The sequence below is a fragment of the Paenibacillus castaneae genome (genome assembly GCF_002884445.1).
GTDB classification, from domain to species: Bacteria; Bacillota; Bacilli; order Paenibacillales; family Paenibacillaceae; genus Pristimantibacillus; species Pristimantibacillus castaneae.
On the sequence record NZ_KZ614144.1, the window covers coordinates 4,321,972 to 4,337,341 of the forward strand.

A 15,370-nucleotide genomic window follows, 5' to 3' on the forward strand; every position below is an offset into this window, starting at 1 on the left:
TTCATTCTTATTATCGGCTTTTGACTAATAATTCAACCGCTTGTTTAACCATTTTGCCTGTGTCTCCGCCCGATTCCTGCTCTTCGCGAATACATTGCTCTAAATTAACCGCAACAATATAGGCAATCGCTTTATCTGCCGCGCTTCTAACAGCTGAGATTTGACTCACGACATCCTTGCAATCCTGGTCTTCCTCCATCATCCGCAGCACCCCGCGAATTTGGCCTTCCATGCGCTTTAATCTTTTTTTCACATCATCATCGTAGTTCATCTATATTGCCTTCCTTTCGTTCATACCGGTATAGGTATATTATTGCCTATTTGGTTAACGAAAACAATATGAATAAAGGCAAGCGCCAATTTCCTCCGTGTTCATTCATGCAAAAAAGCCACGTCCCCATCGACGCGGCTTTTCGGTATTATTAGATAATAGCCTTTATGTTTCTTAATACGCTGTCCAGCCGGCATCAGCAGTAATCTTAGGAAACAGACTCTTGCCCAGCTTTATTATCCTTTCGTCCCGCCTTGCAGTCCGAAGCCCTTGGACATAAAGCGCTGCGAAAGAATATACATAATAATGGAAGGTGTTGCATACAGCATGGAAAATGCAGCCAATTTACCGTAGTCCACCATACCGTATTGTCCAAAAAACTGATACAGCTTCAAAGATGCCGGAAAATTGTCAGGATTCTGTAATAAAATATAGGGGACAAAAAAATTACCCCAGCTTCCAGAGAACGTGAAAATAGCTACTGTACAGATGCCGGGTACCATTAAAGGTGCAACCACTTTACGAATACCGGCGAAAACCGACGCCCCATCCACCCACGCTGCTTCTTCCAGATCATTAGGGACCGAATCCATAAAGTTTTTTAGCATCCAAATTCCATAAGGCATGGAGGATGCAACGTAGAAAAGAACGACACCCGCAATATTATCATATAGCTTGAGACTTAAGAACAGCTGATAAACAGGCACCATTACAGCTGTAATCGGCAAAGAAGTCATAAATAAAATAGTGAGCATGAACGACTTCTTATATTTCAATTGATAGCGTGACAATGGATAGGCAGCGAGCAATGCCAATATGACGACGATTATAGCTTGGCCAACTGACATAATCAGGCCGATTACGAAGGCACGCTGATTTGCGCTGCTCGTAATTACGTCCACATAGTTGGCTCCGGTTAGTCGATGAGGAATTTTCAGTGATTGCATCGCATTGGAATCGACCGATGCAACAAAAACCCATAGAAGTGGCAATATAAAACATATTCCAATTAAAATTAGGACCGTATACGGCATAATCCGGTAAACCGCGTTACGTTGCTTCGTATTCATACGAATTCTCCTTAACGTTTTGTGAGCGATGCCGCTATCGTTAAGCTTCGAACACAACGATCCTCGAAAGCATTCGCTATTATGTACTATTTCATTGACCGAATATAAAATAGACTTAGAACAACACCGATGATGAGCAGCAATAACGATATCGCTGTTCCATAACCAAGCTGATAATTAACAAAAGCTTGATTGTACATAAAGATGGGTAATGTTGTGGTTGATGTTCCCGGGCCTCCACCTGTCATGGCATAGATGAGTCCAAATACACCCAGCGTCTGCAAGGTAACAAGCATCATATTTGTTGTGATGGTATCTTTAATAACCGGAATAATAATTCGAGTCAGGTTTTGCCATTTCGATGCCCCGTCCATAACTGCCGCTTCTTCAATCTCTCTCGGCACATCATCCAGCGCCGCTTGAAACACAAGCATAGAAAAAGCAGTACCGTGCCAGATGTTCGCAAGAATAATCGTAAGCATAGGTACGGTATACAGCCACGTGATCCCTGGGATGCCAAAGAATGAAATGATGGAGTTAAGTGTGCCTTCATCGCCAAAAAAGCTGTATAAGCATAGAGCACACACAATTTCAGGAGTGACCCAGCCTGCCAGTACAATCGTACCGATTACACGTCGAAACATCTTGCTTTTGTGCTTCATCAAAAGTGCAATAAGAAATCCAAGCACCTGCTGGCCGATAACAGCAGAACCGAACAAGAAGATCAGCGTATTCCATATGCTGACTTTGACTGTCGGATCTTGGAACATATGAATATAGTTATCAAGCCCGATAAATTTAAGTTCTTTGGCAGATTCTCCGGTTAATGCTAGATTCGTGAACGAATAAAAAAAAGTTAACAAAATGGGATAGATGAAAAAAACGAGCATAATCGCTATCGATGGCAGCAAAAAGTATAACCATGTATATGTTTTTCTTTTCTTACTAGGTAAATGAACCGTCAAGCTGCTCATGCGTATTTCTCCTCCCGCACGCTGGAATTGACAATAATCGCTTTCCCAAGTCATTCCTGCGCATCAGGAACGACTTGGGAAAGTCTTTTGCCTTTATTTCTCCACTACATGATCCGCTCCAACAATTCTTGTTACATCCTGCGCATACTTTTTGAGCGCGTCTGCAGGCGATGTACCCGTTGTGACCGATTCAACCATCGATTGAATTTGCGTAGATACTTCCGGATATTTATCCTGCGCTGGTCTAAATTCAGCATTTTGCAAATATTCCGTCGCAATTTCGTTAAATGGCATTTTCGTATAGCCAGGGTCCTTCGCAACATCTGCCCGAACCGTAATATTGCCTGAGGCGATGACAAGCTTTTGTGTATTCTCTTTGTTCAGCGCATATTTAATAAATTCCCACGCCTCATCCTTGTGCTTCGCATTGCTTGGAATCGATAATGCCCAGCCTCCGGCCAGCGTAATGGAGCCTGGTTCCTGTCCTTTGCTTGTCGGCATAGGCGCAAAACCGAGCACATCTTTATATTCCGGCCAAGGCGCAGCGCCTGTATCGAAATAATTGCCTGTGATCCATGAGCCGTCTAGGGAGATGGCAAGCTTGCCCTTCGGTAATAATTCACGCGAAGAAGTATTTCCTGCTTGACCATTTAATACTTTAGACAGCGGAGGCCCTAGTTTTTCTTTGTTAATCGTTTCAATAAAGGTTAATGCATCCAATATCCCTTGGCTTTTAATAATCCATTTGCTGCTGTCGTCCTGGTAGAGCCTTTCCCCTGTTCCATAGAGCAGCATCTCATAGGTTTGCATGGAGGTCGCTTCTCCTGTTGCCTTGCCTAGGTTCATCCAGATCGGAACAACGTCATTCGCTGCTTTTTGTTTAATCGTTCTCGCTGCATCCAATACTTCATCCCAGTTTTTCGGCTTCCAATCTTCAGGAAGACCTGCTTGCTTGAATATGTCTTTGTTATACCAAAGTCCCCTGGAATCGGTATTATAAGGCACGCCATATACTTTTCCGTCGCTCGCTGTAACGCCTTTCTTCATAGCCTCAATAAATGATCCATTCGTCCAATCTTCCCAGCCTTTTAATTTCCCATCCAAAGGTTCCAAATAGCCTGCACTGGCATCCGAATTCAGAATAAAGGTATCTTCTGTTACAATGTCTGGTGCCGTATCCTTTGATTTCAATGCTAAGGCAATTTTTGCGAAATAATCTCCTTCTGACGCTTGAATGGGCGTCGGTTTAATTTCCACAGTTTTATCAGGATAGCTGGCTGATACTTCCTTGATCCATTTATAAAGCGTGCCCTCCTCCCCTATTCCGTCATCTCTGTAGGTAATCGTAATTGTTTTCTTGCCAGACTTGCTGTCTCCCTTTCCTGTGCTGCTGGAACAGCCGAACAGCAACGACACGCACATTAGAATCGTGATCAAGAGCATAAATCTGTTTTTATTAATTGCCATGATGTTACCTCCCTTTTGATTTAATGCTTGGTACTCCTTGTCTTGATGTATGCGTTTATCGGTAGTTTTATTAACTTATTTATATAACAATATATTTATTCGAACTTTTCTTTAGATGACATATCAACCGAGTCTAGGTTTTTCGCTTTCTGGAACACTCCAGATTTAGATGTTATACTTTAGGTTAAATTAAGCTATAACATAAACTTTCATTTCTTCGCGATAAGAGAACTTCATTATGAATATGTGAAGCCCTTTCCAGAAAGGGCTTTTTTAATGGCTGTTTGTTCTACACAACAGAGAAAAGGAGTTACACTCATATGGTAAAGTTAGGTGTTCTTGATCAGGTATATGTCCCAGAAGGCCGAACGGCTACGGAGGGTCTGCAGCAATCGACTCGTCTCATTCAAGCTACGGAGTCTCTAGGCTACTCCCGTTTCTGGGTGTCCGAGCATCATTCTATGCGTGCTCTTGCATTCTCAAGTCCCGAAGTGCTGGTAGCCCATCTCGCTGCTGCAACTTCTCATATTCGTGTCGGTTCCGGTGGCATCATGCTCCCGCATTACAGTGCATACAAGGTTGCCGAGAATTTCCGACTGCTGGAGGCTCTTCATCCCGGCCGCATTGACTTAGGCCTCGGCCGCGCACCGGGCGGCATGCCCCTTGCTACGAGAGCTCTTCAACAAGATAAATATGTTGATGTGAATAAATATCCGCAGCAGGTGCTTGATATTATCGGTTACTTATATGATTCCATTCCTGCTGGGCATCCCTTCGATAAACTGTTGGCCGCTCCGGCTATTTCAAGCGCACCTGAAATATGGCTGCTGGGTTCCAGCGGCGAGAGTGCAAGAATAGCCGCCATGCTGGGCACCTCCTATGCTTTTGCCGAGTTTTTCGGAACACCTGGAGGAGAAGCGGCAACACAGCATTATAACGAGCATTTCAAACCCAATAATGTATTGGAGGATCATCCGCGCTCGATGATAGCAACACTAGCGATCTGCGCTGACACGGAAGAAGAAGCGGATCGTTTGGCGAAGAGCGGAGATTTGTTGTTCCTTGGTATTCGAACAGGACTAGAGGTACCATTCCTGCCTTCAGCAGAGACAGCTGTCAATTACCCATACTCGGAGATGGATCTGCTGCATATTCAGCAAACACGCCAGCGGCGAATTATCGGCACACCGGAGCAAGTGAAGGAGCAGCTAATTCAGATGAGCAAGGATTACAATGTCGGCGAAATCCTCATCAATAGCCCGATTCATGACGAGAAAGCGCGAATTCATTCTTATAAGCTCATTGCTGATGCATTCGGGATGAACGCACAGTAAGGTAACAATAAGGATCCGTAAAACTAATGAGAACTTACGAAATTACTCGAAATACAAATAAACACGCCAATATCGGCGTGTTTATTTTTTGGTGCTTGCATATATCAAAAACTCCTGAAAAAAGCCTCTTATTGCTATTCTGCTTCCTTCCATACAAGGCGTGCAATAGACACCGCACCCTCATGAGGCGTTCCCATACCTCGCCAGCCGCATGTAGTTATATACCAAGCGCCGTCCTCTGGATTCTGGATGACCTCAGATGCATGACCGAACATGCGAGCGATCGGTTCAGTGCCTCCGCCGGCTCCATCGTAGCTGCCGAAATCGTATGGATTGGTTGATCGAAAAACGAGTGTGTCATGATAGTTTTCTTTCCTGCCGTCCGTATACGTGATAAACAAATAATAATAGCCTTCATGCTTCAGTACGAATGGAGATTCGACAGCGCCCCAAGCTGGCCGCAGCGGAGCAGCAGGTAAAGTGACAAGCGCATATTGCACGAAGCGCCATTGGATAAAATCGTTGGAAACGAATACCGATACACAACCACGTCCGTCTTTAACGCCAACTGCATACATAAGCCATGTATCTTCGTTTAGCTTCATAATCATATGATCTCGGTGGCAGGCTTCCAGCGGTGCCCCAACTAACTCCACCTCGTGATTGATCCAATGATGCAGATCGCCGGAAACAGCCAGCTTCGTCGGAGAAGGTCCGTACAGCATGAAATAACGTCCCTTATGAGCGATTATACCTGGTGCCCATGCCTTTATACCATGATCGATCACCTTTTCCTCATGGCTAAAGGAATCAAGAATATTGTCTCCCCAGCCATGCGCAAAATAGCGCTCGTCCTCAGGATCGATTCCTTCCGATAAACGAGTAATTCCAATCACATGCCAGCTGCCGTCACTTGCCTGGATTAAGCTATTATCATTGATATAGGACCCTGTCTTCTCCGGCTTGAACAGCTGACTCCAAGGACCATCTTGTATCGGTATAAGCTTGCGTTTCGTTTCCACTTACTTCTCTCCCTTTTGCCGGCGCCATTGCAGCCAGTTAATAATTCAAATATAAGACTATTCTATCGATTATTGCAATCTATTACTTTATTTTCTTTATATAGTTAGCAGATTACGAAAGGGTGCCGCATGGCAATCTTTTTTTGCCTTTTAAAAAACCCGATGCTAGTTCGCATCGGGTTTTACCGTATCGCTTGCATTACCGTATTTCTCAACAGCGTTCCAGGCATCTGCCTCGTCGAAATGACCGGAGTCCGCTTGACGTTTCTCGCCCGCTCCGGCAGGAGGCGGCGTCATTACCTGCTCTTCCACTGGCCGATCTTGAGACAGCCCGGTATCTGAGGCGTGCTCGATACAGCGCGTTGCGGTCGGAAGCGCCTGCAGCCTTTCGAAAGGAATATTCTCGCCACATACATTGCATTTGCCGTATTCGTCCGTTTTCAGCAATTCCAATGCATTGTTTACATCATTGAGCCTTTCGCCCAATGTCTCATCGAGAGCCAAGTCCCTGCTTTTCTCAAACGTTTCGGTACCCAGATCAGCCGGATGGTTATCGTATGAAGACAATTCTCCAGTAGATGTTGTAAGCGAATTGTCTAATTCACCGATAGCTTCTTTATTCATTTCAAAATGAGCTGTAAGCTCCTTTTTCTCCTCGGTAAGCAATCCCTTTAATTCCTTCAGCTGTGCTTTTGTTAAATGCAGCATTCCTATCTCTCCCTTCTAATCCTCTTTCTCCTTCTTACTTACCCACGTACGATCAAAAATGACTCAGACAAATAAATAGTCTGAGTCGCTATGGCTAGCTAAGATGGAGTAAATAATATTATTTTTAAAAAAATGATATAAATACATTTTTTTCGTTATGTACATCCATTTTATCCATTTCAAGAAAGGTATTAGGTTGAATGGCTTATTCTATTTTAGATTTTCTATAATCACGAGGCGGTTGACCAAACCTTTTCTTAAAAGCTTTTTCGAAATTCGGAATGGTATTAAAGCCTGCCGCATAACAAATCTCAGTTATCGGCAGCGTCGTACTGCAGAGCAAGGCCTGTGCGAATTGCAATCTTTTTTCCTGAAGATGTACTTGGAATGTCATTCCCGTCTGCTTCCGAAAGCATTCGCTGAAATAATTCATCGAGAACCCAACATGACTTGAAACGTCTTGAAGCGTTATCGACTCTCGAAAGTGATGCTGAATATAAATGACCGCTTTCCTTATGGAAGGGTGAATCTTACTTACAGAGCGTGTTTCCTCAGGCTTCACTTGTCCCATTTCTCGGAACAGCTCAATCAAAATTCTTTCAAAGCAGCCTTGGACAAGCATTTCACTGCTAAGCTGCCACAGCTCCGTTTCCTTCCATATGCGTCCGAACTCCATTTCGATTTCAGCTGCTTTCAAACTACTAAAGGTATGAACATAATAAGAAGCCTGCTCGAAGAGCATCTCATTTAATGAAGGCCGTATGAATGAATCATCATATATGAAATTGTACAACCGTATTGTTTCGCCTTCATTTGGCACGATTTCGTGAATATCTGCCGTTGTAAGCAGAAAAGCCATTCCTCTATTCAGAGGGAATGACTCGCCGTTAATAATATGTGTGCCGGAACCTGATAGAATAAAGCCCAACTCGAAAAAATCATGCCAATGCGTTTCAATTTTGCTTTCAATGACAATGTTTAAATAGACGAAAGGGGGAGGACAAAGTTAAGAAGTTTTTGCTAAGCAGCCTCTCAGGAGCTTTATATTTTTCCAGCTTCATTTCCCCCTTTATTCATACATTCGTTAGTTGTCAAACCATTCGTTGTATTTATTCGATATATAATCCGTTGTCCATTGATTGACTTCCCATAAATCGGCGACAGGCTTGTTGGTAAAAGGCTCGGTCGGTATATAGCCTGGAGGTCCGAATTCTGAATTGTTCTGCGTAAGTGCCTTCCATTCCCCATAACGCTTTAAACGGTCTCAGTTCCATAGATAGCCGCTCCCCTCTATCTCATTTCTTATCCATTGACGAAAGAATTGCCTGCCAGATCCTTGCCGCGAGCTAGCCAAATTTTATGATTATGATTTTTCTCCTCATAGACCTTCGCTTCCGTCGAAAAGTAACGCATCGTATAACCACAGCGGCGATAAGGGCTTTGATTGGGACGTGCTCCATGAATGATGCGGGAATCATGCAGAGAGCTTTCTCCCGGCTCAAGCTCGAAGTATACCGCTTTTGAATCATCTATATTTTTAATCTCGGTATTAAATATATTTTTGCTGCCGTCCACTTCTTCATACGTAGAAAATCCGTTGTTATGAGTGCCTGGAATGACACGCATGCAGCCATTTTCTTGCCAACTGCGGTCAATTGCCAGCCAGACGGTTACGATTTTGTCGAAGCTGCTTAAACGTCCATTCCAATAGGCCGAATCCTCATGCCAAGGCGTCTGCTTCCCAATTAACGGCTCCTTGCAAATAAAATGGCTTGACCATAATCCGATATTCGGTCCAATCAGCGGCTCGACTAAATCAAGCACTTCATCACTTAGCAAAAACTTCAACAGTCTCTCATCGCGGAAATGCGGCGTGTCCAGCTCGCTGTTCAATCTCCTGCCGACCAATTCCCATTGTTCTTCAAAAATACCGGAAAGCTCTGCCATTTTCTGTTCACTGAATAATTGTTTCTTATGAAGAATATAACCGTTATCCTTATAAAATTGAATCTCCTGCTCAGATAATGCCGCGGTTGTCATCTCAATCCCTCCGAATATGTTGTAATGGCTACGTTTTCATCATAACGGAGAGCTATATTATTTACTTCTCATTCTATCCGTAAAAGTATGCATATCTTCAGATGCCAACTGCTTGCGAATGTTACTAAATGCTGTTATTGCTACATACGCTAGTGTAAACAGCTAACCAGGGATGTGTATGCGATGATCGATAAGAAATCATTGTCTCGAAAGCTTGAACAGCCTAATTTCCTAGTGCTGCTCGTAGACGAGGAACGATATCCTCCCGTCTATGAAAATGCTGAAATAAGCGAATGGCGCACACAAAATCTTCATACACAGAACCTTATGAAAGCTAATGCTCTGGAATTTCACAGGCATTATATTGGGAGCACGGCATGCTGTCCGAGTCGAGCTACCCTATTTACCGGACATTATCCTTCACTCCACGGTGTCAGTCAAACGGACGGGCTCGCCAAGGGAGCTTTCGACTCCGATATGTATTGGCTGGATCGAAACACTGTGCCTACGATGGGCGATTACTTTCGTGAAGCCGGATACCAGACCTACTATAAAGGGAAATGGCATATCTCCGATGAAGACATTATTATTCCCGGTACGCACAAAGCAGTACCTAGCTACAATTCCCTTACAGGCGTGCCTGACACCCAGCTAGAACAATTATACGATCAAGCCAACCGCTTAGACAGCTTCGGTTTTTCTAGTTGGATCGGTCCTGAGCCTCACGGGAAAAACCCGCGAAATTCCGGCTCATCCGCGTCTTTCGGATTAAGCGGCCGAGATGAAATCTATGGATTGGAAACCGTAGAGCTGCTAGAAGCACTCGAGCATCAGAAGGAACATGACAACAGCGCCAAGCCTTGGTTAGTTGTAGCTTCATTTGTGAATCCGCATGATATTGTGTTATATGGCGCAATTACTGCACAGCTGCCAGTGTTCCGGTTTGATGTGGATCCGATGATTCCGTTCATCGCTCCTCCTCCAACCATCAACGAAACACTTGTCACGAAACCGCGCTGTCAAGCAAGCTATCGGGATACTTACCCAAAAGCGGTGCAGCCCATCATCGATCAAGCCTTCTATCGTCGTCTTTATTACCAGCTGCAGCTTAATGCCGATCGGCAAATGATTAAGGTTTTTGACGCTCTTACCCGCTCATCTTTCTATGACAATACGATAGTTATTTTCACATCCGATCACGGAGATCTATTGGGGGCTCATGGACATCTCTATCAAAAATGGTACAATGCCTACGAAGAAGCGCTGCATGTCCCCTTCATCATTCATAATAAACATCTGTTTCCGCAGCAGAGAAATGTCGATACTTTAACAAGCCATGTCGATCTCCTTCCGACCATGCTCGGGCTTGCCCATGTGAATGTGGAAGAAATACAAGGCCGTTTGCACAAAAAATTCAGTGAAGCCCGCCCTTTAGTGGGACGCGATCTCACTCCTCAAATTGTGGATCAGGACTATTATGCCCCAGCTGAAGAACCGATTTATTTCATGACGGATGATGATGTCACTCGGGGACAACACCAAGTGAATTTATTAGGTGAGGCTTACCCCTCTGTTGTGCAGCCTAACCATATCGAAACCATCATCATGAATATGAATCCGAATGGCAAGAAGGAATTATGGAAATTATCACGTTACTTTGATAATGTTCAGTTTTGGAGCCAGCCAGGGGTAAAAGACGCAACCCATCAGCCAGCTTCCAGTCCGCATGGTAAGGAGCAAGTTAAAACACAACCAGCGCCTGATGAATACGAGCTGTACAATTTAACTGACGATCCTTTAGAAACACGAAACCTAGCACATACTCTATACTCAACGCCATATACCAGAAGAATACAGCAATGGATGATGCACCAGCTGAATGAGCAGCGGCAGCACAAACGTCTATATCCCGTCCAAACAAACGGAGGGATTAAATAGCTAAAATGAACCCGTATATATAAGAACGATTCTATCGTGATCTGCAATAGACCAAGAAGCAAATAGCCGAACAGGTGTAGAAACCCTGATCGGCTATTGTATTGAAATAAGCTTTATTTAGTAAATCAGGTTGCCGCATCCACTTCTCTTCTATCCGGAATGGATGTCTGTGCGCCCGCTCTCGTAACTACTATAGCTGCAACTTTAGTAGCAAATGCTATAGCGTCTTTGTCACTTTTCCCTTCTGACAACCCGACTGCAAAAGCAGCCACAAAGGAGTCTCCGGCAGCTGTCGTATCAATCGCTTGGACATTAGGAGCAGGGAAATGAACGATCCCATCTGAATTTACCAATAATGATCCCTTGCTTCCGAGAGTTACAATCATATTTTTTAACCCTTTGGATAATAACGTTCTTGAAGCTGTTCCCGCCGTTTCGATGGAATGGACTGGCATGCCGGTTAGCTTCTGAAGCTCCGTCTCATTAGGAACCAAATAATCAATCTTTTCCAGCACATGATCAGGAATATAGTCAGGAGCCGGCGCAGGATTTAAAATCATGATCGCGTCGCTTTTGCTAGCCAGTTCGATCGCTTGATAAACCGCCTCATTGGGGACTTCCATTTGTACAATAACAATTCCCGCTTCGCCAATTACGTTTTCATGTGCTATTATGTATGATTTATTGCAAAGCTCATTTGCACCGGACAACACTACAATGCTATTGTCGCCTTCGTCGTTTACTTGGATGATGGCAAGTCCCGAAGAAGCGTCTGCTTCGAGATCGATACAGCTTGTATCCACACCGGCATTCTGCATGCTTTCAATTAAGCGGGCGCCGAATTCATCTCCGCCGATCTTCCCAAGCATAGAAACGTTTGCTCCTAATTTCGCTGCGGTAAAGGCTTGATTGGCCCCTTTTCCTCCTGGAATTCGTTCAACTGATTTGCCCATAATGGTTTCGCCAATATTCGGAATGTAAGGAACTCTCATAACCAAGTCCATATTGATGCTTCCAATTACTACGATTTTATTTTTCTTCATCGTTGATCATCCTTAATGGTTACTTTTATTAGCATGTGCCGATCCATTTATTTTACCGTTTTTAATTCATTTGCAGAAGTCGCATTTGCATATTTATTTCCATAATCAGTCATGTCACCATTCTATTTATTCATCCTCCGCGGTATGCGCTGGGTGAAATGCCATAATGCTTTTTAAAGCTTCTCGTAAAAGCGTAAAGCTCCGCATAGCCTATCGATAGAGCTATCTCAGTTACGCTAAGGGAAGTGTCCTTCAGTAAGCTAGCCCCTTTCTCCATTCTAAGCCTTTGTAAATATTGTGAAGGCGAGACGCCGAACTGTCGCGAGAACATAGTGGTGAAATGGGAGCGATGAATACTAACCATTTGGGCTAGATCAGATACTATTATATCCTCCGCAAAGTGCAGCTCCATATACTCCTTCGCCATATACAGCCAATCGCTATGGTCCGCAATAATGCCAGCCCTTCTCCCTTTCGCACTTTCTTCCAGCTTCCAGAAAAGCTGATACAGCATACTTTGGGCTTGGTAACCGTAACCAGACTGTTTCAATAAATAGATGAGCAGCTGCTTTAAAACAGCTCTTGCTTCCGTACTTAGAAGCGTCTTCGCATATTCTGCTTCACTCGTTATTCCTATGCTCGCAAGGATGAGCGGCGTCTGTTCACCATCTAGAGCAAGCCAAATCATTTCCAGAGGTGGTGTATTTCCTGAAGCCGTATGGTAAGTGTAAAGTTTCTCAGGGAATAAGCAAAATATATCGCCGCTTTCCAATTCAACGGAACAGCTGCCGCTGTTTACTGTAACTTTGCCATTCAGTACAAAATGAAGGCCGTATTGACCGATCATTTTGGGTCCGATTACATAATTCGGCTTTGCCCGATTCCGCCCTGCCCGGACAATCCAGCATCCTCCGGCTCCCTGAACCGCGGATGGCAAGGAGAACCAGCTATCTGAAAACTCCATCTGATGTTCCTTCATCCCGTTATTCCTTCCGGATTATAAGTTTTATGTCATCATCTTACCGAACAAAATGACAAGTGAAAACACAACATTCGAACATTTCATTACCGACCATTTCATCTTATCATTACTGAATATAACATATATTTGAAAGGAACTTCTTAAATGAAAAAACCAAACATTTTGCTCATTACAAGCGACCAGCAGCATTGGAATACCATTGGCGCCTTCAACCATGAGCTGTCTACCCCAAATCTGGATCGTCTCGTTAACGAAGGAACTACCTTTAATAGAGCCTACTGCCCCAATCCTACCTGCACACCAACAAGGGCTTCCATTATTACAGGAATGTATCCCAGCCAGCATGGGGCTTGGACACTTGGCACGAAGCTGCTGGAGGACCGGCACACGATAGGTGAAGATTTCTCGAAAGCCGGCTATCAGACTGCGCTTGTCGGGAAAGCCCATTTCCAACCGCTGCGCGGCAGCGATGAATATCCTTCACTCGAATCTTATCCTCTTCTGCAGGATTTGCCGTTCTGGAAAGACTTTCACGGCCCCTTTTACGGCTTCGATCATGTGGAATTGGCCCGCAATCATACCAATGAAGCCCATATCGGGCAGCACTATGCCCTTTGGATGGAGGAGAAGGGCTGTATGAATTGGCGAGATTATTTCCTGCCTCCTACCGGCACTATGGATAGATCTGCCTTGCATAAATGGGCAATACCTGAGCAATATCACTATAATACATGGATCGCAGAACGCAGCAATGCTCTATTGGAGCAATACAAGGAGAGCGGCGAAAGCTTCTTTCTCTGGTCAAGCTTCTTCGATCCCCATCCGCCATATCTTGTTCCCGAGCCTTGGGACACCATGTATGATCCTGAGAAATTAACTATACCTGCAATAACGCCGGGCGAGCATGAGAAAAACCCTCCTCATTTCGGCAAGACACAGCTGGAACAGCCTGACTTCTCAGATTTGGTTGAAAGCGGGTATGGTATTCACGGGTATCAATCACATACTCAAATATCAGAAAACGAACGCAAAAAGCTTGTGGCTACTTATTATGGGATGATCAGCTGCATGGACAAATACATCGGACAAATACTCGATAAGCTGGATGAGCTCGGGCTTGCTGACAACACCATCGTCGTATTCACGACGGATCACGGCCATTTCTTCGGTCAGCATGGGCTTCAATACAAGGGTGGATTTCATTATGAAGATCTCATCAAGCTGCCCTTTATTGTCCGTTACCCAGGACATATACCGCCCTCTGTACAATCGTCAGCTATTCAGTCATTAGTAGACCTCGCACCGACTTTTCTTTCCTTTTCCGGTCTGCCAATACCGTCAGCAATGACCGGAGTTGATCAAAGCGCGGTATGGCTCGGCAAGAAGGACAAGGCTAGAGACCATGCGATATGCGAGTTCCGTCATGAAGCGACAACAATTCATCAGAAAACTTATGTTGATGAACGGTATAAGCTCACCGTCTACTACAAGCAAACCTATGGGGAGCTGTTTGATCTTCAAGAGGATCCCGGCGAAGTCAATAATTTATGGAATGATCCCGACTTTGCAGCGCTAAAGTCGGAGCTCTTCTTAAAGTACATTTGGGCTGAGCTCGGCAAAGAGCCGCTCGCAATGCCAAGAATTCATCACGCGTAACCCAAACAAAAGAAACCCGGCATAGGAGAAGTATTGCTTTCCTACGCCGGGTTTCTTTATCACTGCCATTGCCTAATCCTTTATTACGCCAGACAACAGCTTTGTATCATGTATGCTATCTTTATATTCACTCGGCAACTGCCCATAAGCCTCATGGAATGCGCGCGTGAAATGGGCTTGATCATAATACCCGCACTGCTCAGCAATTACTTTGATCGTCACGTTTGAATTCTCAAGCAGCGTCTTCGCACGTCTTAATCGAAGTTTTTTCAACATCGCGATTGGTGTATTCCCATAAATCCGCTGAAAATCGCGGCTGAAATATACGGGGTCCATAAACACAAGCTCCGCTAACGTATTTCTTGTAATCTTCTCATGCAGCCGCTCCTGCATGTACGTAATTACTTTGCGAAAGCGGTCTTTTCCTTTCAGCAGGTCCAGCGGGACGATGTCCGGGTTGCTTCTGGCGCTCCCAATAATCTCGCCCAGCAGTGAGAACACCAAGCAGATGCTTTGCACCTCGCGGAAGGAGTGATCCTGCTGCCAGAGCGAGAATAATTCATAGAAGCTGCTCTCATAGCGTTCGGGATCGCGCAGCGTGACAATATTTTTCAGCGGATACAGCTGAAAAAAATCTACATCACCAAGCACTTTAAGATCGATATTCATAAACAAATGAACGCCTTCACTGTCATTCTTCACACGAATATTAACGTCCGGACGATGAATCATGATGTCACCGGCCTTCGCATGAAACACCCGATCCTCCACTATCAGGGTGACATTCCCTTTTTTAATGAAAGAAATCGTGCAATACGTCTGCTTTTGAATGAATAGGTCGCGATAATTATAAATGGATTCTTCC

Annotated in this window: 15 protein-coding genes; 3 read left to right on the top strand and 12 right to left on the bottom strand. The window is 44.5% G+C overall.

Annotation, left to right across the window (positions count from 1 at the left end):
* Nucleotides 1-10 precede the first annotated feature (10 nt).
* The 4 genes from CEF13_RS19605 to CEF13_RS19620 all read right to left on the bottom strand — a co-directional run bounded on the left by CEF13_RS19605 (nucleotide 11) and on the right by CEF13_RS19620 (nucleotide 3,782).
* Complete coding sequence (locus CEF13_RS19605) at nucleotides 11-271, bottom strand: metal-sensitive transcriptional regulator (RefSeq protein ID WP_102713184.1); 261 nt, start codon at nucleotides 269-271, stop codon at nucleotides 11-13.
* A gap of 236 nt (nucleotides 272-507) precedes the next feature.
* Nucleotides 508-1,341, bottom strand: a complete 834-nt coding sequence (locus tag CEF13_RS19610; protein WP_102713186.1) for a carbohydrate ABC transporter permease — start codon at nucleotides 1,339-1,341, stop codon at nucleotides 508-510.
* 86 nt (nucleotides 1,342-1,427) lie between these two features.
* Nucleotides 1,428-2,315, bottom strand: coding sequence for a carbohydrate ABC transporter permease (locus CEF13_RS19615; protein WP_102713188.1), 888 nt, complete (start codon nucleotides 2,313-2,315; stop codon nucleotides 1,428-1,430).
* 93 nt (nucleotides 2,316-2,408) lie between these two features.
* Nucleotides 2,409-3,782: an ABC transporter substrate-binding protein gene (locus tag CEF13_RS19620; protein ID WP_102713190.1), complete on the bottom strand. Its 1,374-nt coding sequence runs from the start codon at nucleotides 3,780-3,782 to the stop codon at nucleotides 2,409-2,411.
* 320 nt (nucleotides 3,783-4,102) lie between these two features.
* On the opposite strand from CEF13_RS19620, the gene CEF13_RS19625 reads away from it, so the two are divergent.
* On the top strand, nucleotides 4,103-5,116 hold the full coding sequence (locus CEF13_RS19625; RefSeq protein ID WP_102713192.1) for an LLM class flavin-dependent oxidoreductase: 1,014 nt from the start codon (nucleotides 4,103-4,105) through the stop codon (nucleotides 5,114-5,116).
* Between the two features lie 134 nt (nucleotides 5,117-5,250).
* Here CEF13_RS19625 and CEF13_RS19630 read toward each other — a convergent pair whose 3' ends face one another.
* The 5 genes from CEF13_RS19630 to CEF13_RS19650 all read right to left on the bottom strand — a co-directional run bounded on the left by CEF13_RS19630 (nucleotide 5,251) and on the right by CEF13_RS19650 (nucleotide 8,886).
* Nucleotides 5,251-6,138, bottom strand: coding sequence for a glycoside hydrolase family protein (locus CEF13_RS19630; RefSeq protein WP_102713194.1), 888 nt, complete (start codon nucleotides 6,136-6,138; stop codon nucleotides 5,251-5,253).
* Nucleotides 6,139-6,303: 165 nt separating this feature from the next.
* Complete coding sequence (locus CEF13_RS19635; RefSeq protein WP_102713196.1) at nucleotides 6,304-6,846, bottom strand: TraR/DksA C4-type zinc finger protein; 543 nt, start codon at nucleotides 6,844-6,846, stop codon at nucleotides 6,304-6,306.
* A gap of 205 nt (nucleotides 6,847-7,051) precedes the next feature.
* Nucleotides 7,052-7,822, bottom strand: coding sequence for a helix-turn-helix domain-containing protein (locus CEF13_RS19640; RefSeq protein WP_342352596.1), 771 nt, complete (start codon nucleotides 7,820-7,822; stop codon nucleotides 7,052-7,054).
* Between the two features lie 133 nt (nucleotides 7,823-7,955).
* Nucleotides 7,956-8,120 carry a hypothetical protein gene (locus CEF13_RS28890; protein ID WP_166742678.1) on the bottom strand — a complete coding sequence of 55 codons (165 nt, stop codon included), beginning with the start codon at nucleotides 8,118-8,120 and terminating at the stop codon, nucleotides 7,956-7,958.
* Nucleotides 8,121-8,148: 28 nt separating this feature from the next.
* Nucleotides 8,149-8,886: a phytanoyl-CoA dioxygenase family protein gene (locus CEF13_RS19650; RefSeq protein ID WP_102713199.1), complete on the bottom strand. Its 738-nt coding sequence runs from the start codon at nucleotides 8,884-8,886 to the stop codon at nucleotides 8,149-8,151.
* 183 nt (nucleotides 8,887-9,069) lie between these two features.
* Here CEF13_RS19650 and CEF13_RS19655 point away from each other — a divergent pair, with 183 nt between their 5' ends.
* Nucleotides 9,070-10,824, top strand: coding sequence for a sulfatase family protein (locus tag CEF13_RS19655; protein ID WP_102713201.1), 1,755 nt, complete (start codon nucleotides 9,070-9,072; stop codon nucleotides 10,822-10,824).
* 125 nt (nucleotides 10,825-10,949) lie between these two features.
* Here CEF13_RS19655 and rbsK read toward each other — a convergent pair whose 3' ends face one another.
* Both rbsK and CEF13_RS19665 read right to left on the bottom strand, forming a co-directional pair.
* The gene (gene rbsK, locus CEF13_RS19660; protein ID WP_102713203.1) at nucleotides 10,950-11,867 is read right to left on the bottom strand and encodes a ribokinase; all 918 of its coding nucleotides are present in this window, start codon (nucleotides 11,865-11,867) and stop codon (nucleotides 10,950-10,952) included.
* A gap of 130 nt (nucleotides 11,868-11,997) precedes the next feature.
* Complete coding sequence (locus CEF13_RS19665; RefSeq protein WP_102713205.1) at nucleotides 11,998-12,846, bottom strand: helix-turn-helix domain-containing protein; 849 nt, start codon at nucleotides 12,844-12,846, stop codon at nucleotides 11,998-12,000.
* A 147-nt stretch (nucleotides 12,847-12,993) separates the two neighbouring features.
* Between CEF13_RS19665 and CEF13_RS19670 the strand changes: the two genes are divergently transcribed.
* Complete coding sequence (locus CEF13_RS19670) at nucleotides 12,994-14,505, top strand: sulfatase family protein (RefSeq protein WP_102713207.1); 1,512 nt, start codon at nucleotides 12,994-12,996, stop codon at nucleotides 14,503-14,505.
* A 72-nt stretch (nucleotides 14,506-14,577) separates the two neighbouring features.
* Here the strand turns inward: CEF13_RS19670 and CEF13_RS19675 are convergent, their stop codons facing one another.
* Nucleotides 14,578-15,264 (bottom strand): helix-turn-helix domain-containing protein, encoded by a 687-nt coding sequence (locus tag CEF13_RS19675; RefSeq protein ID WP_166742677.1) that lies wholly within the window; start codon nucleotides 15,262-15,264, stop codon nucleotides 14,578-14,580.
* Nucleotides 15,265-15,370 lie beyond the last annotated feature (106 nt).

Coding starts and splice junctions, on each gene's coding strand:
- CEF13_RS19605 (WP_102713184.1), bottom strand. CDS start 271: ATGAACTACGATGATGATGTGAAAAAAAGATTAAAGCGCATGGAAGGC.
- CEF13_RS19610 (WP_102713186.1), bottom strand. CDS start 1,341: ATGAATACGAAGCAACGTAACGCGGTTTACCGGATTATGCCGTATACG.
- CEF13_RS19615 (WP_102713188.1), bottom strand. CDS start 2,315: ATGAGCAGCTTGACGGTTCATTTACCTAGTAAGAAAAGAAAAACATAT.
- CEF13_RS19620 (WP_102713190.1), bottom strand. CDS start 3,782: ATGGCAATTAATAAAAACAGATTTATGCTCTTGATCACGATTCTAATG.
- CEF13_RS19625 (WP_102713192.1), top strand. CDS start 4,103: ATGGTAAAGTTAGGTGTTCTTGATCAGGTATATGTCCCAGAAGGCCGA.
- CEF13_RS19635 (WP_102713196.1), bottom strand. CDS start 6,846: ATGCTGCATTTAACAAAAGCACAGCTGAAGGAATTAAAGGGATTGCTT.
- CEF13_RS28890 (WP_166742678.1), bottom strand. CDS start 8,120: ATGGAACTGAGACCGTTTAAAGCGTTATGGGGAATGGAAGGCACTTAC.
- CEF13_RS19650 (WP_102713199.1), bottom strand. CDS start 8,886: ATGACAACCGCGGCATTATCTGAGCAGGAGATTCAATTTTATAAGGAT.
- CEF13_RS19655 (WP_102713201.1), top strand. CDS start 9,070: ATGATCGATAAGAAATCATTGTCTCGAAAGCTTGAACAGCCTAATTTC.
- rbsK (WP_102713203.1), bottom strand. CDS start 11,867: ATGAAGAAAAATAAAATCGTAGTAATTGGAAGCATCAATATGGACTTG.
- CEF13_RS19665 (WP_102713205.1), bottom strand. CDS start 12,846: ATGAAGGAACATCAGATGGAGTTTTCAGATAGCTGGTTCTCCTTGCCA.
- CEF13_RS19670 (WP_102713207.1), top strand. CDS start 12,994: ATGAAAAAACCAAACATTTTGCTCATTACAAGCGACCAGCAGCATTGG.